Raw genomic sequence first — 18,840 nt, 5'->3', positions numbered from 1 at the left:
CGGACCGCCCGCCCCGAACCCCGCGTACCCGGTGACCTGCGCCGCGATCCGTACCCGGACCCGATCGGGTACGGATCGCGGACGAGGTCAGGCGATGCGCAGGAACTTCTTCCAGCCGGGACGGGTGTCGGGCGCATCGGCGGCGGCGCGCTCGTCGTCGGTGAAGCCCTCGACGGGCTCGCGCGGGGCGGCGGCCCTGGCCCGGGTCACGAACGAGGCCGCGGCGGTCAGCGCGGCGGTGATCCCCTCCCGGCCGGGGCCCGCGGTGATCGTCGCGGTCGCCGGGATCCCGAACCGGGCGGCCGCGGCGGGCCCACCGGCGCGCTGCTTGACGGCGACGGCGGAGCCCTCCCCCGCGGCGGCGTCCGGCTCCTCCGTCGGGCCGGCCGGCACGCCGGCCGCGGTGACGTCCACCAGCACGAACTCCCAGGCGTAGGCGGCCTGCTGGTGGGCGATGCGCTCGCGGACCGCGGCGGTGTCGCCGACCGCGGCCTCCCCGACGAGCAGGACGACGACCCGCCCGGGCCGGTCGCCCTCGGGGCGGGCGGCGAGCTCGTCGCCGACGGCGTCGAGCAGCCGGTGGGCACCGGTGCGCAGGTCGGGCCCGTCGAGCGCGCGCAGCTTCGCGGGCAGCGCCGCGAGCGCCTCCTGCGCGGGCACCGGGACGGCCGGCGGGTGCGAGCCGTCGGCGAGGGAACGGGTCAGGTCGTTCCCGGTCGACAGCACGACCTCCGGCTCGTCCGGCCCGGCCTGGGCACGGATCAGGTCGGCGAGTCCGGCGCGGAGTGCGGGGAGCAGCGGCCGCAGCATGCTGGATCGATCGAGATGAACGGCGAGGAGAGTGGAACCCGGGTTCGTCACGGCGGCATCATGCCCGACCCCCCGCAGCCCTCCCGTGACGGGGTGTGATCACCGTGGTGGTGCGCGGGACCGCGATCCGCGTGGCCGGACGCACCGGGACAGTGATCATGCACGCCGATCATGCACGAGGATCATGAGCCCCGATCGCGAACCTCTCCCACGCGTTCCCCCGTCCCCGGGCCGCGGACGACCGATCCTCCCGCCGTGGACCTCGACGATCTCCTCCGCCGGCAGTCCGGGCTCGTGTCGCGGGCGCAGGCCCGGGCGTGCGGGCTGTCCACCGACGCGCTCTGGCGCCGGGTCCGGGAGCACGGCTGGTCGCGGGTCCATCCCTCGGTCTTCCTCGCCGCCGGGCACCCGCTGACCCCGGCCGGACGGGTCCGTGCGGCGGCACTGCACGCGGGGCCGGCCGCCGTCGTCAGCGGAGCGGCCGCCGCCTGGTGGCACGGCGACGTCGATCGCCCCACCCCGGTCGTGGAGGTCACCGTCCCCCGCAGCTCCGGGGTACGCCCACGGACCGGGGTTCGGGTACGGCGCCGCGACGTCGCGGCGCAGGACCGGGAGATCGTGCGCGGGGTGGCGGTGACCTCCCGCGCGTCGACCATGCTGGAGCTCGCGGCCCGGCGGGCCGACCCTGCACGACCGGGCGCTGCAGCGTTCCCTCTCCCCCGAGGCGCTGTACGCCGCCTACTGCCGGATGGTCGGGCGGCCCGGGGTGCGGCGGGCGACGGCGCTGCTCACCGCTGCCTCGGACGGCGCGGCCTCGGCGGCCGAGCGGTTGCTGGTCGCGGCCCTGCGGGACGCACGGATCGGCGGATGGATCCTCGGGGTGCCGTGCGGGCCGTGGACGATCGATCTCGGCTTCCCCGCGGCGCGGCTCGCGGTCGAGGTCGACGGCTGGGCCTTCCACTCCGGCGCCGAACGGTTCAGGCGGGACCGGCACAAGCAGAACGCGCTCGTCGCGGCCGGCTGGACGGTGCTGCGCTTCACCTGGCACGACCTCGACCGCACCCCGGACCGCGTGGTCCGGGAGATCAGAGCGGTGCTCGGACCATGATCGCCGTCGTGGTGCGTCCGGCCACGCAGATCGCGGCCCTGCGCACCGGCACGGCGATCAGCCGTTCTCCTCCTCCAGCATCTCCGCGGTGACCGCCGACTCGGTGTCCGGGATCCCCAGCTCCGCGGCCTTCTTGTCGGCGGTCTGCAGCAGCCGCCGGATCCGGCCGGCCACCGCGTCCTTGGTCATCGGCGGGTCCGCGAGCTGGCCCAGCTCCTCCAACGACGCCTGGGTGTGCTCGGCGCGCAACCGCCCGGCCGCCCGCAGGTGGTCGGGCACCTCGTCGCCGAGGATCTCCAGGGCGCGCGACACCCGGGCCGCGGCGGCGACCGCCGCCCGCGCGGACCGGCGCAGGTTGGCGTCGTCGAAGTTCGCGAGCCGGTTCGCGGTCGCCCGGACCTCGCGGCGCATCCGCCGCTCCTCCCAGGAGAGCACGCTCTGGTGGGCACCCATCCTGGTCAGCAGCGCACCGATCGCGTCCCCGTCGCGGACCACGACCCGGTCCGCGCCGCGCACCTCGCGGGCCTTCGCCGCGACCCCCAGCCGCCGCGCCGCGCCGACCAGCGCCAGCGCCGCCTCCGGCCCCGGGCAGGTCACCTCCAGCGCGGAGCTGCGGCCCGGCTCGGTCAGCGAGCCGTGCGCCAGGAAGGCGCCCCGCCAGGCCGCCTCGGCGTCGGACAGGTCCCCGGAGACGACCGGCGGCGGGAGCCCGCGCACCGGGCGGCCGCGGTTGTCCAGCAGCCCGGTCTGGCGGGCCAGGCCCTCGCCGTCGCGGATCACCCGGATCACGTACCGCGCGCCGCGGCGCAGGCCGCCCGCGGTGATCACGTGCGCGTCCGCGGTGTGCCCGTAGAGCTCGTGGATCTCGCGCCGCAGCCGCCGGGCGACCGAGCCGGTGTCGACCTCGGCCTCGATCACCACGCGGCCGCCCACGATGTGCAGCCCGCCGGCGAACCGCAGCAACGAAGCCACCTCGGCACGCCGTGACGACTGCTTGGTGACGGTGAGCCGGCTCAGCTCGTCCTTCACCGTGGCGGTCATGGCCATTGCGGGCTCCTTCCGCGCTGCGGGCTGTGCTGTTGTGTCCCGTCCCCGCCGCCGGTCCCGGCCGCCGGTACGGCGGCGCGGAACACGTCGAGCAGGGCGCCCGCGAGGGCGTCCGGATCGTGCCGCGGGGTGGCCGCGCGGACGTCGGCGACGTCCGCGAGCCAGACCCGCCCGCCCGGGACCAGCAGGTCGGATGCGGCCGCGTGCAGCCGCTCCGGAAGGCTCACCGACCCGATGTCCGCCAGGACGGCGTGCGCCCGCAACTCGGGCGCGTGACCGGACAGTACTTCAAGGTGCTGCTCCGGCGAGAAACCGGCGGTCTCCCCCGGTTCGGGACTGAGGTTGAGCAGCACGATCCGGGCCGCGGCGGTCCGCAGCAGCGCGTCGCGCAGGCCGGGGACCAGCAGGTGCGGCAGCACGCTGGTGAACCACGATCCGGGGCCGAGCAGCACGGCGTCGGCGGCGAGCACCGCGCGGACGGCCTCGTCGCAGGCCGGCGGGTCCTCCGGCAGCAACCAGACCCGGCGCACCCGGCCGGGCGTCGACGCGACCGCGACCTGGCCGCGGATCAGGTGCGGGCCGTCGACGCCGTCCAGCTCGACCTCGGCCTCGATGTCCAGCGGCACCCGGGCCATCGGCAGCACCCGCCCGGCGCAGCCGAGCAGCCCGCCGAGCGCGTCCAGCGCGCGCACCGGATCGCCGTCGCGTTCCAGCAGCGCCGCCAGCAGCAGGTTACCGACGGCGTGCCCGGCCAGCGCACCGGTCCCGCCGAAACGGTGCTGGACCAGCCCGGACCAGAACCGGCCGTCGGCGTCGTCGGCGGCCAGCGCGGCGAGCGCCATCCGCAGGTCGCCCGGCGGCAGCAGACCGAGCTCGCGGCGCAGCCTGCCGGACGACCCGCCGTCGTCGGCGACGGTGACCACCGCCGTGACGTCGGCGACGTCGGGGCACCGGCGCAGCGCGCTGAGCGTGGCGTGCAGGCCGTGCCCGCCGCCGAGCGCGACGACCCGCAGACCCTCCTGCGCTCCGCTCACTCGCGCCCCATGTCGCGGTGCTCGACATTGACCTGGACGCCGTCCCGGCCGGCCAGCCGGCGGCCGATCTCCTCCGAGATCGCCACCGAGCGGTGCTTGCCGCCGGTGCAGCCGACGGCGACCGTCAGGTAGCGCTTGCCCTCCCGCCGGTACCCGGCGCCGACCAGGTCCAGCAGGTCCAGGTAGCGCTCGACGAACTCCTCGGCGCCCTCCTGGGACAGCACGTAGTCGCTGACCTCGCGGTGCCTGCCGGTGTGCTCGCGCAGCTCCGGGATCCAGTGCGGGTTGGGTAGGAACCGCACGTCGACGACGAGATCGGAGTCCAGCGGCAGGCCGTACTTGTAGCCGAACGACAGCACGGTGATCCGGGTCGCGGAGTGCGTGCCCTCGGCGGCGAACGAGCCCTCGATCCGGGCCCGCAGGTCGTGCACCGACAGGGTGGAGGTGTCGACGACGAGATCGGCGTCCTCCCGCAGCGGGCGCAGCACCTCGCGCTCGGCGTTCAGGCCGTCGGTGATCCGGCCGGCGCCCTGCAGCGGGTGCGAGCGGCGGTTCTGCTCGAACCGGCGGACCAGCACCGCGTCGGACGCCTCCAGGAACAGCAGCTTCGGGCGGTAGCCCCGGCTGTCCAGATCCTTGATCACCGCACCGAGGTCGTCGGTGAAGGCGCGCGAGCGCACGTCCATCACGACCGCGATCCGGGTCACGTCGCCGCGGGCCCGCGAGCCCAGGTCGACCATCGTCGCGATGAGCTCCGGCGGCAGGTTGTCCACGACGAACCAGCCGAGATCCTCCAGCACCTTCGCCGCGGTGCTGCGGCCGGCGCCGGACAGTCCGCTGACCACCGCCACCTCGATGCCCGGACCACCGTCCGGTGCCTGATCCACCACGTCGGCCGCCCCCGTCATCGCTGTTCCTCCCCCTCGGCCGTCGGGCCGGGCCCGTTACCGCCGTGCAGCGCCGACACCACGGTCTCCGCGGTACGCCGCCCGAAACCGGGCAGCCCGGCGATCTCCTCGATCCCGGCCGCGCGCAGTTTGCGCACCGACCCGAAGTGCTTCATCAGCGCCTGCTTGCGGGCCGGCCCGAGGCCGGGCACCCCGTCCAGCTCGGACGCGGTCATGCCCTGGGAACGACGCTGCCGGTGATAGGTGATGGCAAATCGGTGCGCCTCGTCACGGACCCGCTGGAGGAGGTACAGACCTTCACTCGTCCGGGACAGGATGACCGGGTCGTCCTCGTCCGGCAGCCAGACCTCCTCGAGCCGCTTGGCCAGCCCGCAGACCGCGACGTCGGTGACGCCCAGCGCGGTGAGCTCGGCGGCGGCCGCGTCGACCTGCGGCTTCCCGCCGTCGACGACGAGCAGGTTCGGCGGGTAGGCGAACTTCCGCGGCCGCCCGGTCTCCGGGTCGATCCCGGTCCGGACGGTGTCCTCCGGCGGCACCTCGCCGGACCCGGCGGGGGCGGTGTCCCCCGCGGTCTCGGCCAGGTAGCGGCGGAACCGGCGGCGCACCACCTCGGCGATCGCCGCGACGTCGCTGTGCCCGGCGGCGGCCCCGTCCCGGATCTCGAAGCGGCGGTACTCGGACTTGCGGGCCAGGCCGTCCTCGAAGACGACCAGCGAGGCGACGACGTTCGTGCCCTGCACGTGGCTCACGTCCACGCACTCGATCCGCAGCGGCGCCTGGTCGAGGCCGAGGTTCTCCTGGAGTTCCTGCAGCGCCGCCGAGCGGGCGGTCAGGTCCCCGGCCCGGCGCAGCCGGTGCTGGGTGAACGCCTCCTTCGCGTTCCGGGCGACGGTCTCGGCGAGCGCCTTCTTGTCGCCCCGCTGCGGCACCCGCAGCTGCACCCGGGAGCCGCGCAGGCCGGTCAGCCACCGCTCCAGCGCGCCGGCCTCGGCCGGCAGCACCGGCACCAGGATCTCCCGCGGGACCGGCTGGGCGGCGTCGTCGGCGGCCCCGGCGAGCGCGTGCTGCTCGCCGTAGAACTGCGAGACGAACCGCTCGACGAGCTGCTCGGTGTCGGTCGGCTCGACCTTGTCGATCACCCAGCCGCGCTGGCCGCGGACCCGGCCACCGCGCACGTGGAAGACCTGGACGGCGGCCTCCAGCTCGTCCTCGGCGAAGGCGACGACATCGGCGTCGGTGCCGTCGCCGAGCACCACGGCCTGCTTCTCCAGGGCGCGGCGCAGCGCGCCGAGATCGTCGCGCAGCCGGGCGGCGCGCTCGAACTCCAGATTCTCCGAGGCCTCGGCCATCTCGCGTTCGAGCCGGCGCACCATCCGGTCGGTCCGGCCGGAGAGGAAGTCGGAGAAGCCCTCGACGATCTCGCGGTGCTCGTCCGCGCTGACCTTCCCGACGCACGGGGCGGAGCACTTGTCGATGTAGCCGAGCAGGCAGGGCCTGCCGATCTGGCCGTGCCGCTTGAACACCCCGGCCGAGCAGGTCCGGGCCGGGAAGACCCGCAGCAGCAGGTCGAGCGTCTCCCGGATCGCCCAGGCGTGCGCGTACGGGCCGAAGTAGCGCACGCCGCGGCGGCGCGGGCCGCGGTAGACGTGCAGCCGCGGGTACTCCTCGTTCATCGTGACGGCGAGCACCGGGTAGGTCTTGTCGTCGCGGTAGCGGACGTTGAACCGCGGGTCGTACTCCTTGATCCAGTTGTACTCGAGCTGGAGCGCCTCGACCTCGGTGCCGACGACCGTCCACTCCACCTTCGCGGCGGTCGTCACCATCTGCCGGGTGCGCGGGTGCAGCCCGGCCAGATCGGCGAAGTAGGAGTTCAGCCGCTGCCGCAGGCTCTTGGCCTTGCCGACGTAGATCACCCGGCCACGCGGGTCCGAGAAGCGGTAGACCCCCGGCGACTCCGGGATCGTCCCGGACGCCGGACGGTAGCTGCTCGGGTCGGCCATGGTGCCGTCCAGGATAGTTGCGACCCCCGACACCGCGGGCCGCACCCGGCCCCCGCGGACCCCCCGGACGGGGTGTAGTGACGTGTCGGTGGCCGGAAACCGTCGGTCCCCTGCGGTAGACCTCGTGTCGAACACGAGTTCGACGTCCTGCCCCGAGGAGGAGCACCGTGAGCACCACGCACGACACCCCCGGCGGTCCCGCGCTGCAGGAGGCCCGGCTGGACCGGATCCGCAAGCTGCTGGCGAAGGCGGAGCGGGCCGGCACGGCGGCCGAGGCGCAGATCTACACCGACAAGGCCGTCGAGCTGATGGCCCGGCACGGGGTCGACGAAGCGGTCCTGGCCGCCACTGGGCCACCGGGCCACGATCCGATCGGCGGCGTCCGGATCGCGGTCGACGACCCGTACAGCGCGGCGAAGGCCCGGCTGCTGGGGTGGACGGCGGCGGCGCTGCGCTGCCGCTGGGTGCTGCACGACTCCCGCGGCGGCAAGGTCGCCGCGGTCACCGTGTTCGGCTTCGCGTCCGACCGGGAGCGGGTGGAGCTGCTCTACACCTCGCTGCTGCTGCAGGCGTCCACCCAGGTGAACCGGATCCGGCCGCCCGATCCGGGCGAGTCGGTCGCCGCCTACCGGCGCTCCTGGATCTACGGCTTCGCCGCCCGGGTGCACGAGCGCCTGTGCGAGGCGGAGCGGGCCGCCGTCGGCGAGAGCGACGCCGCGGGCGAGAGTGCCATCTCGGCCGCGCTGGTGCTGGCCGACCGGGGCGACCGGGTGGCGCGCGCCTACTCCGAGGAGTACTCCGGCCTGCGCCGCGCCCGGCCCCCGCAGGTGTCCGGATCGGGCTACCGCAGCGGCGCCGAGGCCGCGGACCGGGCCGACCTGGGCGGCACCCGGCTCGGCCGGCGGGGCCGGGCCCGGGCGATCGGCGGCTGAGCCGGCCGGGCGCCGGAGCCGGTCCGGTCCCGGTCAGCCCCGGCGGACCGCGTCTCGGTGCAGGTCGCGCAGCGTGCGGACGTTGCGCACGGCGAGCCCGCGATCGACGGCCTGGACGGCGAGGACCGGGTGGTACTCGTCGTCGGGCAGCTCCAGCCGGGCCGAGGAGGCGCCGTCCGGGAACGAGATGCCGTGCACCTCCGGCCACGGGAACCAGCGGGTCAGCACCACGTTGCGGATCTCGATGCCGTGCCCGTCGGCGCGCACCCGGGGCCGCGCCATCAGCAGCAGACCGCCCGCGACGAACGCGCCGATCACCATCATCGACGCCTGGTCCACCGGGCGGAAGATCACGCCGGTGTCCTCGGACGGCATCAGGTACGCGACCACGGCGAAGAAAGCCATCACCGCGACCGCGCAGACCCACGCGGTGATCAGGATCGCCCGCGGGCGGAGGGTGACGGCGTCCGGGCCGGGTCCGGCCGGCGCCGGGGCCGCGGCCCGCGGCTGCTCGGGGTTCTCGCCGGTCCCGCTGTCCGGGGGCGGCTGCTCGGTCACGGAAGGTCCTTCCCGCCCGGCCCGGTCGGGGCCGGCGCTCATGTCTGCACCCCGGCGCCGGCCCGCAGCTCGCGCAGCACCAGCGCCGATTCCAGGGCCGCGGTGCAGGCCTCGGCCCCCTTGTCCTCCGGCGCGCCGGGCGCACCGGACCGGTCCACCGCCTGCTCGACCGTGTCGGTGGTGAGCACGCCGTTCCCGACCGGGGTGGACTCGTCCAGCGCGACCCGGGTGAGCCCCGCGGTGACCGCGTCGCACACGTACTCGAAGTGCGGGGTGCCGCCACGGACCACGACGCCCAGCGCCACCACCACGTCGTGCGAGCGAGCCAGCTGTTGGGCGACCACCGGGAGCTCGATGGTGCCCGGCACCCGCACCACGGTCGGCTCGGCGCCGGCGTCCCTGGCCGTGGCGACCGCGCGCTCCAGCAGGGTGTCGACGATCTCGGCGTGCCACCGGGCGGCGACCACACCCACCCGCAGTCCGGTCGCGTCCAGCTGTGCGGCCCCGGCGGGCCTGCCCTCACCGCTCATGGGTCGATTCTCGCCTCCCGGTCCGATCGACGCCGGACCGGGTCCTCCGCCGGGACGGCCGCCGTTCAGCCGGACACCAGCGGCGCGATCAGCCGGGTCGGCTGCCGGGACGGCACGACCCCCAGCTCCCGCTGCACGAGGCTGCGGAAGCGCTGGTAGTGGCGGACCGCGCAGGCCGGGTTGCCCTCGTCGATCAGCACCTGGACGACCAGCCGGTGCGCGCTCCTCCCGCATCGGCTCGACGGCCACCGCGGTCATCGTGGCCTCCAGCGCGGCCAGGTGCCGGGTCCGGTCGGCGGACGCGCAGCGGGTCCGCACGTTCGGCGAGACGGTGCTGGCCGAGGTGTCGGCGGCAGGTGACGGACGCCCGGGGCGCGGGCCGGTCTCGCGCCCCGGGCCGCCACATCGGCGGATCAGCGGATCAGCGCCCGGGATCGGCCAGGCCGCCCAGGTCGGGCAGGTCGTGCCCCATCCGGTCGCGCTTGGTCCGCAGGTAGCGCAGGTTCTGCGGAGTCGGGCGGACCGGCATCGCCTCGCGGCCGACGACGCGCAGGCCGTAGCCCTCCAGCCCGGCCCGCTTGTCCGGGTTGTTGGTGAGCAGCCGCATCGACACGACGCCCAGGTCGGCCAGGATCTGGGCGCCGATGCCGTAGTCGCGGGCGTCGGCGGGCAGCCCCATCGCCAGGTTCGCGTCGACCGTGTCGGCGCCGGCCTCCTGCAGCTGGTAGGCCTGCAGCTTGTGCAACAGGCCGATCCCGCGGCCCTCGTGCCCGCGCATGTAGAGCACGACACCGCGGCCCTCCCGGGCCACCGCCTCCAGCGCGGCGTCGAGCTGCGGGCCGCAGTCGCAGCGCAGCGAGCCGAGCACGTCCCCGGTCAGGCACTCGGAGTGCACCCGGACGAGCACGTCCTCGCCGTCGTCGGCGGGGGTGCCGACGTCGCCCATCACCATCGCGATGTGCTCGACGCCGTCGAGCAGCGAGTCGTAGCCGTAGGCCAGGAAGTCGCCGTGCCCGGTCGGGATCCGGGCGGTCGCGACCCGCTCGATGTGCTTCTCGAAGCGGCGCCGGTAGGCGATCAGGTCGGCGATCGTGATCAGCGTGAGGTCGTGGTCGGCGGCGAAGACGCCGAGCTCCTCGCCGCGGGCCATGTCGCCCTCGTTCTTCTCCGAGACGATCTCGCAGAGCGCACCGGCCGGGGGCAGCCCGGCCATCCGGGCCAGGTCGACCGCGGCCTCGGTGTGACCGGGCCTGCGCAGCACGCCGCCCTCGCGGGCCTGCAGCGGCAGCACGTGCCCGGGCCGCACCAGCTCGGCGGCCTCGGTCGCCGGGTCGGCCAGCAGCCGGATGGTGTGCGCCCGGTCCTGCGCCGAGATGCCGGTGGTCACGCCCTCCTTGGCGTCCACGGTGACCGTGTACGCGGTGCGGAAGGAATCCCGGTTGGTGTGGTGCATCGGCGGCAGGTCGAGCCGGTCACAGGTCTCCTCGGTGATCGCCACGCAGACGTAGCCCGAGGTGTAGCGGACGGTGAAGGCCAGCAGCTCGGGGGTGGCCCGGGCCGCGGCGAAGATCAGGTCGCCCTCGTTCTCGCGGTCCTCGTCGTCCATCACGACGACGGCCTTGCCCTCCGCGATGTCGGCGATCGCCTTCTCGATCAGCGCGAACCGCTCGGCCCGCTCGGCCGGCGTCATCGCGGTGTGCGGGTTCTCCGGCAGCTTGCCCGAGAGGTTCCCGCCCGGGGTGTTCGACGGCTCGCTCACCGGGCGGCCCCTTCCGTTCCGGACCCGGGGCCCTGCAGGTACCCCGCGGTCATCCGTTCCACGTACTTCGCGATCACGTCGACCTCCAGGTTGACCGGGTCGCCCGGGGTGCGCGCGCCGAGGGTGGTGTCGGCCAGCGTCGTCGGGATCAGCGCCACACCGAAACCGTCCGGGTACACCGCGGCGACGGTCAGCGACACGCCGTCGACGGCGATCGAGCCCTTCTCCACGACGTAGCGGGACAGCTCGGCGGGCAGCGAGAAGCGCAGCGCGTCGCTGCGCTCCCCCGGGTCGCGGGAGACCAGCGTCCCGACGCCGTCGACGTGCCCCTGCACGATGTGCCCGTCCAGCCGGCCGCCGGCCGGGACGGCCCGCTCCAGGTTGACCCCGGATCCGGGGGCGACCGCGCCGAGCGAGGTGCGCTTGAGCGTCTCGGGGACCAGCTCCAGGGTGAGCGTCGGCCCCGGGCCGGTCCCCTCCGGTACGACGGCCGTGAGGCAGCAGCCGTTCACCGCGACCGACTCGCCGTGCCCGACCTCGGCAGCCAGTGCGGCACGCACGGTCAGCACGACGACGTCGTCGTCCGTCCGGACGTCGACGACCTCGCCGACCTCCTCCACGATGCCGGTGAACATCCTCGTTGCCTCCTGCTACCCGACCTGCCCGGAGGCCGGTCGTGCGTCGATGACCACGTCGCCGCCGGCGCGGCGGACCTCGTCCACCTGCAACCGCACGATGTCCGCGATCGTTCCCACACCCGCGGCGCCGAGCGCCTGGGGTCCCTCGCCGAGCAGTGCCGGGGCCAGGTGCACCAGCACCCGGTCCACGACGCCTGCGGCGACGAAGGCACCCGCCAGTATCGGCCCACCCTCCAGCAGGACGTCGACGACGTCCCGCATCGCGGGATCGGCCAGCACCTCGGCCGGGTCGCGGGTCCGCAGGTGCAGGGTCGGGGCCGCACCGTCGGTGCGGAGCCGCGCCCCGGGTGGGATGTCCCGGTGCCCGACGACCACCCGCAGCGGCTGGTCGGCGAACAGGGTGCCGTCCGGGTGGCGGGCGGTCAGTGCCGGGTCGTCGGCGAGGACGGTACCGGTACCGGCGACGATGGCGTCCATCCTGCGCCGCAGGTCGTGCACCTCGCCGCGGGCCTGCGGGCCGGTGATCCAGCGGCTGGTCCCGTCGGCGGCGGCGACCCGGCCGTCCAGGGTGGTGGCGACCTTCCAGGTCACGTGCGGTCGCCCGGTCCGCTGCCGGTGCAGCCAGCCGCGCAGCGGACCGCGGGCGACCTCGTCGGCGAGTGTGCCGAGCGTCACGTCCACGCCGGCGGCGCGGAGCCGGTCCAGGCCGCCGGCGGCGATCGGGTTCGGGTCGGTGAGCGCGGCGTGCACCCGGACGATCCCGGCGTCGAGCAGCGCGTCGACGCACGGCGGGGTGCGGCCGTGGTGGTTGCACGGTTCGAGGGTGACGACGGCGGTGCCGCCGGCGGCGCGGTCGCCCGCCTCGGCGAGCGCGGTGCGCTCGGCGTGCGGGCCGCCGGGCGGGGCGGTGGCGCCGGTGCCGGCCACGGCGCCGGTCCGGTCCAGCACCACGCAGCCGACCGCCGGGTTCGGGCTGGTGCGGCCGTGCACCAGGTCGGACGCGGCCAGCGCGCGGCGCATGGCGTCCGTGACGGCGACGGACGTCTGGTGCGGCGCGGTGCTCACCGGATCGGTCCGGTTCAGCCGGCCCAGCGGTGCGGGTTGGCCGTGCGCACGCGCTCGCGCAGGGCCGCGACGGCGCGCCCCGGGTCGTCCGCGCCGTAGACCGCGGAGCCCGCGACGAAGCAGTCGACGCCCGCCGCGGCGGCCTGCTCGATCGTGTCGGCGTTGATCCCGCCGTCGATCTCGACGAGCAGCCGCAGGTGCCCGGTGTCGACGAGCCGGCGGGCGACCCGGACCTTCTCCAGCACCTCGGGGATGAAGCTCTGCCCGCCGAAGCCGGGCTCGACGCTCATCACCAGCAGCGTGTCGTAGTGCCGCAGCACGTCGACCCAGGGCTCCAGCGGGGTGTCCGGCTTGATCGACAGCCCGGCCAGCGACCCGGCCGCGCGCAGGTTCTTCGCCAGCATCACCGGATCCCGGGCGGCCTCGACGTGCACCGTCACGTTCCGGGCTCCCGCCTCGGCGTAGCCGGGGGCCCAGCGGTCCGGGTCCTCGATCATGAGGTGGCAGTCCAGCGGGATGCCGGTGGCCGACTCCAGGCTCTGCACCACCGGCAGGCCGAGCGTCAGGTTCGGCACGAAGTGCGCGTCCATCACGTCGACGTGCAGCCAGTCGGCCCCCGGTTCGTCCCCGCGGGGACCGACGGCGGCGGCCTCGTCGGCGAGCCGCGCGAAGTCCGCAGACAGGATGCTGGGTGCGATCATCGGGTGCACGCCCGCAGGCTATCCCTGCCCGGCACGGCCTCCGGCACCCCCGTGCGAGGGAGGGATCACATCCGGCACGGGGGAACCGGGCCCGCGGCGCCGACCCGGCCCGGTGCTGCTCCGGTGCCGCTCAGCCGGCGGGGCGGCGCAGCAGCGCGAGGAACATCGCGTCCGTCCCGTGCCGGTGCGGCCACAGCTGCACCGACGGCCCGTCGCCCAGTCCCGGCATGCCGTCCGGCAGGACGGCCCGGGCGTCCAGCTGCTCGACCGGACCGGCCGGGCCGGGGCGCCCCTCCCGGCCGACGATCCGCCCGACCACACCCACGGTCTCCGACACGTGCGGCGAGCAGGTCACGTAGCCGACGACGCCACCGGGCCGGACCAGGCGCAGCGCCGCGACGAGCAGCTCGCGCTGCAGCCGGGTGAGTGCGGCGGTGTCCTCGGGGCGGCGCCGCCAGCGCGCCTCCGGGCGGCGGCGCAGGGCGCCGAGCCCGGTGCACGGGGCGTCGACCAGCACCCGGTCGAAGGTGCCGTCGGGCAGGCCGGACTCCCGGCCGTCGGCCACGTGCACGGTGACCGGCAGCTCGGCGGTCGCCTTCCGGACCAGGTCGGCGCGACGCTCGGCGGACTCGACCGCGTCGAGGGTGCCGCCGAGCGCGGCGACCAGGCCGCCGAGCAGCGCGGCCTTGCCGCCGGGGCCGGCGCACAGGTCGAGCCAGCGGCCGGTGTCCTCGCCGACCAGCTCGGCCCTGGCGAGCGCGGCCGCGACGAGCTGGCTGCCCTCGTCCTGCACCACGGCCAGTCCCTCGGCGACGGCGTCGAGCTCACCGATCTCGCCGCTGCCCGGCTCCAGGTGCACCCCGTAGGGCGACCACGGCGCCTCCTCCCCGCCGGTCGCCAGCGCCAGCTCCTCCGCGGAGATCTCACCCGGCCGGGCCAGCAGGTGCACCCGGGGCCGGGCGTCGTCGGCGGCCAGCGCGGCGGTCAGCTCGTCGCCGGTGTCGCCGAGCGCGTCGGCGAACGCCTGCGCGATCCAGCGCGGATGGGCGTGCCGCAGCGCGGCGGCGCCGACCGGGTCCTGCGCCGGGTCCGGGGCGAGCCGGTCCAGCCAGGTCGGCTCGTCGTGCTCGCCGATCCGGCGCAGCACCGCGTTGACGAACCCGGCCGACTGCGCGCCGTGCTCACCGCGCACCAGGTCGACGCAGGTGGACACGGCGGCGTGCGACGGCACCCGGGTCCGCAGCAGCTGGTAGGCGCCGAGGCGCAGCACGTCGAGCAGCGCGTGCTCGATCTTGGCGAGCGGCCGGTCGGTGCACTCGTCGATGATCGCGTCGAGCAGGCCCTGGGCGCGCAGGGTGCCGTAGCCCAGCTCGGTGGCGAGCGCGGCGTCACGGTCCCGCAGCCCGTGCCGGCGCAGGATGCCGGGCAGCGCCAGGTTGGCGTAGGCGTCGCGCTCGCGCACCGCGGTGAGCAGGTCGTAGGCGGCCTGGCGGGCCGGGTCGCCCGCCGGGGGGCGGCCGGAGCCGGTGCGGCCACGCGGCGGGCCTGCGTTGCGCGGGCCCGCGGTGCGCTCGCGGCGGCCGCCCGCGGTGCGGTCCCGGCGCGGGTCGCGGCGCGGGGCGGAACCGGAGTCCCGGTCCCGGCGCGGACCGGCTCCCGGGCCACCGTCCCGGTCCCGGCGCGGACCGCCACCCCGGCCGCCGCCGGTCCCCCGGCCGCCGTCCCGGGCGGCGCGGTCCGGGCGCTGCCCGCCGCCGGACCAGCCCGAGCCGGACCGGTCGTCCCGGCGGGGCCGGTCACCCCGGTCGGCACGGTCACCCCGGTCGGCACGGTCACCCCGGTCGGCACGGTTGCCCCGGTCGGCAGGGCCGCCCCGATCGGCACGGCCGCCCCGGTCACGACGCTCACCGCGGTCGCGCGGGCCGTCACGGTCGGGCCGGGCGGGCCTGTCGGGCCGGTCGTCGCCCGGTCGGGTTCCGGGGTCCTGCTCGCTCACGTCGTCTCCTCGGCGGTCGTCCCGCCTCGGCCGGATGGTTCCGGCCGTCCTCGCTCGTCGTCGGTGCCCGCCGCCGGGATCGTCCGGCGTCGCGGCGGGTCAGCTCAGGTGTTCGCCCGGCTCGATCCGGGCGCCCCGGGCCCAGTCCGGCGCCGCCATCAGGCGCTTGCCCTTCGGCTTCACCTCGCCCAGCTCGACCGGGACGGTGGCGGTGCCGGCCAGCACCCGGCGGCGCTCCACCCGCAGCTCGCCGGGGGCGAGCTCCAGCTCGCCGGTGCGCAGCGGGCGGACCGGGCCGACGCCGAGCCGCTCGCCGCGGAACTCGTACCAGGCGCCCGGCTCCGGGGTCACCGACCGGATCAGCCGGTCGACCGCGGTGGCGGGTGCCCCGACCGGCACCCGGGCGTCGGCGGTGGTGACCTTCGGGGCGAACGTCACCCCGTCCGCCGGCTGCGGCACAGCGGTCACGGTGCCGTCCTCGATGCCGTCGAGGGTGGCGGCGAGCAGCTTGGCGCCGGACTCGGCGAGCCTGCCCAGCAGCGTACCCGCGGTGTCGGTGGGGCCGACGGTCTCGGTGACGACGCCGAACGTCGGCCCGGTGTCCATGCCCTCCTCGAGCCGGAAGGTCGTGGCGCCGGTCACGTCGTCGCCGTGCCGGATCGCCGCCTGCACCGGGGCCGCGCCGCGCCAGGCGGGCAGCAGCGAGAAGTGCAGGTTCACCCAGCCGTGGGCGGGCACGTCGAGCACGGGCCGCGGAAGCAGCGCCCCGTAGGCGACGACCGGTGCGCAGTCCGGTGCCAGCTCGCGGAGCGCGGCGAGGAACTCCGGCTCGGACGGCCGGGCCGGGGTGAGCACCGGCAGGCCCGCGGCGTCGGCGAGCTCCCCCACCGGTGACCGGGTCAGCCTGCGGCCGCGGCCGGACGGCGCGTCCGGCCGGGTCAGCACGGCGACCACCTCGTGCCGCGGCGAGTCCAGCAGCGCCCGCAGCGCCGGGACGGCCGGTGCCGGCGTGCCGGCGAAGAGCAGCCTCATCGAGCCTTGCCGAACAGCGGGTGCGGGCTGACCTGCACCGTCGGTGCCGGTTGGCCGAACCACTCGGCCTCCCGGATCGCCCGCATGGCCTCCTTGCGGGTCTCGGCGTCGAGCCGGTCGATGAACAGCACGCCGTCGAGATGGTCGGTCTCGTGCTGGATGCACCGGGCCAGCAGCTCCGACCCCTCGACGACCAGCGGCTCGCCGTGCATGTCCCAGCCGCGGGCGACCACGGTCAGCTTGCGCCGGCAGTCCCAGCCGAAGCCGGGGATGGACAGGCAGCCCTCCATGCCGATCTGGTCCTCGTCGCCGACCGCCTCCCAGGTGGGGTTCACCAGGTGCCCGGTGAAGCCGTCGCAGTCGTAGACGAACACCCGCTTGCCGACGCCGATCTGCGGCGCGGCCAGGCCGGCGCCGCCCTCGTCGTGCATCGTGTCGGTGAGATCGGTGACCAGCTTGCGCAGCTCCGCGTCGAAGTCCGTGACCTCGGTGGCACGGGTGCGGAGCACGGGGTCTCCGAACAGCCGGACGGGCTGGATGGGCACGGTTCTCCTCGCGGACGGTGGGTGGTGGGTGGGGTACCAATTGTGCCATTGGGGCCGGGCGGGGTTACTCGATCTCCCCCGGATCCATCCGCACCCGCACCGCGTCGGCCGCCTTGCGGGCCGTGCGCAGCGCCTGGGCGTCGTGCAGGGCGGCCGCCAGCCGCCGCCCGGCGTCGCGTGGCACCCGCAGCAGCGCGCGCTCCCGGATCTCGTCGCGGCCGGCGCCGCGCCCCGGACGCTCCGGCGGCTCGATCTCCACCGGCCCCAGCAGCTCGACCCCGCGCGGCGGGTCCCGGTCCGGATCGAGCACCGCGTCGCAGATCTCGGCGACGGCGGCCGGCGGGCCCTCGACCGCGGCCATCCGGACGGCGGGCGGGAACCCGACGTCGGCGCGCTCGGCCAGCTCGGCCTCGGCGTGCCCGGCCGGGTCCCAGCGGACCAGTGCCTGGACGGTGGGGATACCGGAGTCGGCGACGACCACCACCCGGCCGCCGTCGGTGTGCGGGACCACCCCGGCGGCCGCGGCGAACCAGCGGCGCAGCGTCTCCTCGGCGACCCGCAGGTCCGGCCGGGCCAGCATCGCCCAGCCGTCCAGCAGCAGCGCCGCGCCGTAGCCGCCCTCGGCGACCGGCTCCGCCCCCGGGGTCGCGACCACCAGCGACGGCCCGGCCGGGACGTCGTCGACGATCGGGGCGCCGCCGCCGGAGGTGCGCACGGTGGTCCCGGGGAACGCCCGGCCCAGCTCCTCCGCGGTGCGGCCGGCGCCGACCACCCCGGCCCGCAGCCGGCGCGACGCGCAGTTGCCGCAGCGGAAGCCGGGCTCGATCCGGCCGCACCACCGGCAGGCCGGCAGCCCGGCGGCCGCGTCGGTCCCGCCGGAACCGGGTCGGGGCAGCCCGAGCGGCCCGGCGCAGTGCCGGCAGCGGGCGGCCTCCCGGCAGGAGGCGCACGCCAGGAACGGCAGGTAGCCCGAGCGCGGCACCTGCACCAGCACCGGGCGCCCGGCGGCCAGCGCCGCGCGGGCCGCCTCGAACGCGACCCCCGGGACCCGGGCGGCCCGGGCCGCCGGATCGCGCACCAGCTGAGTGTCGGTCTCGCCGATCGCGGTGACCCGCGGTGCGCGGGCCCGCACCGTCGCCCGGTCGGCGAGCACCGCCAGCGCCCAGCCGGACTGCACCAGCAGCTGGGCCTCCGCGGTGCGGGCGAAGCCGGCCACCAGCACGGCGGCGCCCTCCCGGTGCGCGCGCAGCACCAGCACGTCGCGGACCCGCGGGTACGGGGCACGCGGCTCGGAGTGCGAGTCGTCGCCGTCGTCCCACACAGCGAGCAGGCCCAGCTCACCGAGCGGGGCGAACGCGGCGGAGCGGGTCCCGACGACCACCCGGACGCTCCCCCGCCGCACCGCCAGCCACCGCCGGTAGCGCTCGGCCGGGCCGAGCTCGGCGGTGAGCGCGACGACCGCGTCCTCGCCGAGCAGCGCGGCGCAGGCCGCGCGCAGCCGGTCGACATCGCGCTGGTCGGGCACGACGAGCAGCGCGGACCGGCCTGCGGTGCGGGTCGCGGCCGCGGCCTCGGCGAGCCGAACCGCCCAGTCCTCGCCGGGCAGCGGTTGCCAGACGGCGTGCGCGGCGCGGCCCCCGGCGAGCGCGTCGAGCAGCGCGCCGCCGCGCGGGTAGGCCGACCAGCCCGCCGGGTCGGGCGGCTCCGGATCGGCGGTGGCCCGGGTCCGCGGGGTCTCCGACTCGACGCGGGCGTGCCGGGCGGGCACGGCGAGCCGGAGCACGTCGGCGAGCACCCCGGCACACCGGTCGGCGACGGCGCGGGCGAGCCCGGCGACCTCGGGGGTCAGGACCGGCTCGGCGGAGACCACCTTGTCCACCCAGGCGAGCCTGCCGTCGTGCCCGGAGGACCCGGCGCGCTCCAGCAGGTAGCCGTCGACCATCCGGCCGGCGAACCGGACCCGGACCCGGACACCGGGGACGGCGACGTCGTCGAGGTGGGTCGGCACCCGGTAGTCGAAGGGCCGGTCCAGGTGCGGCAGCGGGACGTCGACGACGATCCGGGCCACCGGCAGCGCCGCCGCCTCCTGCCACTCGCCGCGGTTGCGCGCGGGACGCCGGGGGCGCGCCGCCCCGGCGGGACGTGCGGTCGCGGGAGAGCTCACGGCCAGGGTCTAC

At 76.4% G+C, this 18,840-nt stretch carries 17 protein-coding genes and 2 pseudogenes; 3 read left to right on the top strand and 16 right to left on the bottom strand.

The window, feature by feature from the left end; all coding sequences use genetic code 11:
- Positions 1-87: 87 nt before the first annotated feature.
- Positions 88-861: a hypothetical protein gene (locus ABZ881_RS16835; protein ID WP_358485451.1), complete on the bottom strand. Its 774-nt coding sequence runs from the start codon at positions 859-861 to the stop codon at positions 88-90.
- 120 nt (positions 862-981) lie between these two features.
- Between ABZ881_RS16835 and ABZ881_RS16830 the strand changes: the two are divergent.
- Positions 982-1,194 (top strand): annotated as a pseudogene (locus ABZ881_RS16830) (type IV toxin-antitoxin system AbiEi family antitoxin domain-containing protein); the annotation flags it as partial.
- Positions 1,195-1,558: 364 nt separating this feature from the next.
- Positions 1,559-1,918, top strand: coding sequence for a DUF559 domain-containing protein (locus ABZ881_RS16825; RefSeq protein WP_358485450.1), 360 nt, complete (start codon positions 1,559-1,561; stop codon positions 1,916-1,918).
- Between the two features lie 57 nt (positions 1,919-1,975).
- Here the strand turns inward: ABZ881_RS16825 and whiA are convergent, their stop codons facing one another.
- The 4 genes from whiA to uvrC are packed head-to-tail and all read right to left on the bottom strand — an operon-like array spanning position 1,976 to position 6,907.
- Positions 1,976-2,965 carry a DNA-binding protein WhiA gene (whiA, locus tag ABZ881_RS16820; protein WP_085913887.1) on the bottom strand — a complete coding sequence of 330 codons (990 nt, stop codon included), beginning with the start codon at positions 2,963-2,965 and terminating at the stop codon, positions 1,976-1,978.
- Positions 2,956-3,978, bottom strand: a complete 1,023-nt coding sequence (gene yvcK / locus ABZ881_RS16815; RefSeq protein ID WP_344028441.1) for a uridine diphosphate-N-acetylglucosamine-binding protein YvcK — start codon at positions 3,976-3,978, stop codon at positions 2,956-2,958. The genes whiA and yvcK overlap by 10 nt, the downstream gene beginning before the upstream one ends.
- Positions 3,979-3,995: 17 nt before the next feature.
- Complete coding sequence (rapZ, locus tag ABZ881_RS16810) at positions 3,996-4,907, bottom strand: RNase adapter RapZ (RefSeq protein WP_358485449.1); 912 nt, start codon at positions 4,905-4,907, stop codon at positions 3,996-3,998.
- Positions 4,904-6,907, bottom strand: a complete 2,004-nt coding sequence (uvrC, locus tag ABZ881_RS16805) for an excinuclease ABC subunit UvrC (protein ID WP_358485448.1) — start codon at positions 6,905-6,907, stop codon at positions 4,904-4,906. Before uvrC ends, rapZ begins: the two co-directional genes overlap by 4 nt.
- Positions 6,908-7,074: 167 nt before the next feature.
- Between uvrC and ABZ881_RS16800 the strand changes: the two genes are divergently transcribed.
- Positions 7,075-7,839, top strand: a complete 765-nt coding sequence (locus ABZ881_RS16800; protein ID WP_358485446.1) for a DUF2786 domain-containing protein — start codon at positions 7,075-7,077, stop codon at positions 7,837-7,839.
- 33 nt (positions 7,840-7,872) lie between these two features.
- Here the strand turns inward: ABZ881_RS16800 and ABZ881_RS16795 are convergent, their stop codons facing one another.
- The 11 genes and pseudogenes from ABZ881_RS16795 to ABZ881_RS16745 form a co-directional block, all read right to left on the bottom strand.
- Complete coding sequence (locus tag ABZ881_RS16795) at positions 7,873-8,280, bottom strand: PH domain-containing protein (protein WP_358485552.1); 408 nt, start codon at positions 8,278-8,280, stop codon at positions 7,873-7,875.
- A gap of 155 nt (positions 8,281-8,435) precedes the next feature.
- Complete coding sequence (gene ribH / locus ABZ881_RS16790; protein WP_344028380.1) at positions 8,436-8,927, bottom strand: 6,7-dimethyl-8-ribityllumazine synthase; 492 nt, start codon at positions 8,925-8,927, stop codon at positions 8,436-8,438.
- 65 nt (positions 8,928-8,992) lie between these two features.
- Positions 8,993-9,139 carry a bacterial transcriptional activator domain-containing protein gene (locus ABZ881_RS16785; RefSeq protein ID WP_358485551.1) on the bottom strand — a complete coding sequence of 49 codons (147 nt, stop codon included), beginning with the start codon at positions 9,137-9,139 and terminating at the stop codon, positions 8,993-8,995.
- 209 nt (positions 9,140-9,348) lie between these two features.
- Positions 9,349-10,617, bottom strand: coding sequence for a bifunctional 3,4-dihydroxy-2-butanone-4-phosphate synthase/GTP cyclohydrolase II (locus tag ABZ881_RS16780; RefSeq protein ID WP_344028438.1), 1,269 nt, complete (start codon positions 10,615-10,617; stop codon positions 9,349-9,351).
- Positions 10,618-10,682: 65 nt separating this feature from the next.
- Entirely contained in the window at positions 10,683-11,321 is a 639-nt protein-coding gene (locus ABZ881_RS16775; RefSeq protein ID WP_344028372.1) for a riboflavin synthase, read from the bottom strand.
- A 15-nt stretch (positions 11,322-11,336) separates the two neighbouring features.
- Complete coding sequence (ribD, locus tag ABZ881_RS16770) at positions 11,337-12,344, bottom strand: bifunctional diaminohydroxyphosphoribosylaminopyrimidine deaminase/5-amino-6-(5-phosphoribosylamino)uracil reductase RibD (RefSeq protein ID WP_358485548.1); 1,008 nt, start codon at positions 12,342-12,344, stop codon at positions 11,337-11,339.
- A gap of 59 nt (positions 12,345-12,403) precedes the next feature.
- Positions 12,404-13,090: a ribulose-phosphate 3-epimerase gene (rpe, locus tag ABZ881_RS16765; RefSeq protein ID WP_358485546.1), complete on the bottom strand. Its 687-nt coding sequence runs from the start codon at positions 13,088-13,090 to the stop codon at positions 12,404-12,406.
- 130 nt (positions 13,091-13,220) lie between these two features.
- Positions 13,221-14,606 (bottom strand): annotated as a pseudogene (locus tag ABZ881_RS16760) (transcription antitermination factor NusB); the annotation flags it as partial.
- A gap of 579 nt (positions 14,607-15,185) precedes the next feature.
- Entirely contained in the window at positions 15,186-16,118 is a 933-nt protein-coding gene (fmt, locus tag ABZ881_RS16755) for a methionyl-tRNA formyltransferase (protein WP_358485444.1), read from the bottom strand.
- The gene (def, locus tag ABZ881_RS16750; RefSeq protein ID WP_358485442.1) at positions 16,115-16,663 is read right to left on the bottom strand and encodes a peptide deformylase; all 549 of its coding nucleotides are present in this window, start codon (positions 16,661-16,663) and stop codon (positions 16,115-16,117) included. Before def ends, fmt begins: the two co-directional genes overlap by 4 nt.
- 64 nt (positions 16,664-16,727) lie before the next feature.
- Positions 16,728-18,827 carry a primosomal protein N' gene (locus ABZ881_RS16745; protein WP_358485441.1) on the bottom strand — a complete coding sequence of 700 codons (2,100 nt, stop codon included), beginning with the start codon at positions 18,825-18,827 and terminating at the stop codon, positions 16,728-16,730.
- Positions 18,828-18,840: the final 13 nt, after the last annotated feature.

Origin of the sequence: Pseudonocardia sp. NPDC046786 (assembly GCF_040645415.1) — a bacterium.
In the GTDB taxonomy this organism is placed as follows: Bacteria; Actinomycetota; Actinomycetes; order Mycobacteriales; family Pseudonocardiaceae; genus Pseudonocardia; species Pseudonocardia kongjuensis.
This window is presented reverse-complemented; position numbering and strand designations above follow the sequence as displayed.

Excerpts from the sequence above, each read along its gene's own strand:
- rpe (WP_358485546.1), bottom strand. The coding sequence starts at position 13,090 with ATGATCGCACCCAGCATCCTGTCTGCGGACTTCGCGCGGCTCGCCGAC.
- ABZ881_RS16780 (WP_344028438.1), bottom strand. The coding sequence starts at position 10,617 with ATGACGCCGGCCGAGCGGGCCGAGCGGTTCGCGCTGATCGAGAAGGCG.
- ABZ881_RS16775 (WP_344028372.1), bottom strand. The coding sequence starts at position 11,321 with ATGTTCACCGGCATCGTGGAGGAGGTCGGCGAGGTCGTCGACGTCCGG.
- ribD (WP_358485548.1), bottom strand. The coding sequence starts at position 12,344 with ATGCGCCGCGCGCTGGCCGCGTCCGACCTGGTGCACGGCCGCACCAGC.
- ABZ881_RS16825 (WP_358485450.1), top strand. The coding sequence starts at position 1,559 with ATGGTCGGGCGGCCCGGGGTGCGGCGGGCGACGGCGCTGCTCACCGCT.
- ribH (WP_344028380.1), bottom strand. The coding sequence starts at position 8,927 with ATGAGCGGTGAGGGCAGGCCCGCCGGGGCCGCACAGCTGGACGCGACC.
- whiA (WP_085913887.1), bottom strand. The coding sequence starts at position 2,965 with ATGGCCATGACCGCCACGGTGAAGGACGAGCTGAGCCGGCTCACCGTC.
- rapZ (WP_358485449.1), bottom strand. The coding sequence starts at position 4,907 with ATGACGGGGGCGGCCGACGTGGTGGATCAGGCACCGGACGGTGGTCCG.
- uvrC (WP_358485448.1), bottom strand. The coding sequence starts at position 6,907 with ATGGCCGACCCGAGCAGCTACCGTCCGGCGTCCGGGACGATCCCGGAG.
- fmt (WP_358485444.1), bottom strand. The coding sequence starts at position 16,118 with ATGAGGCTGCTCTTCGCCGGCACGCCGGCACCGGCCGTCCCGGCGCTG.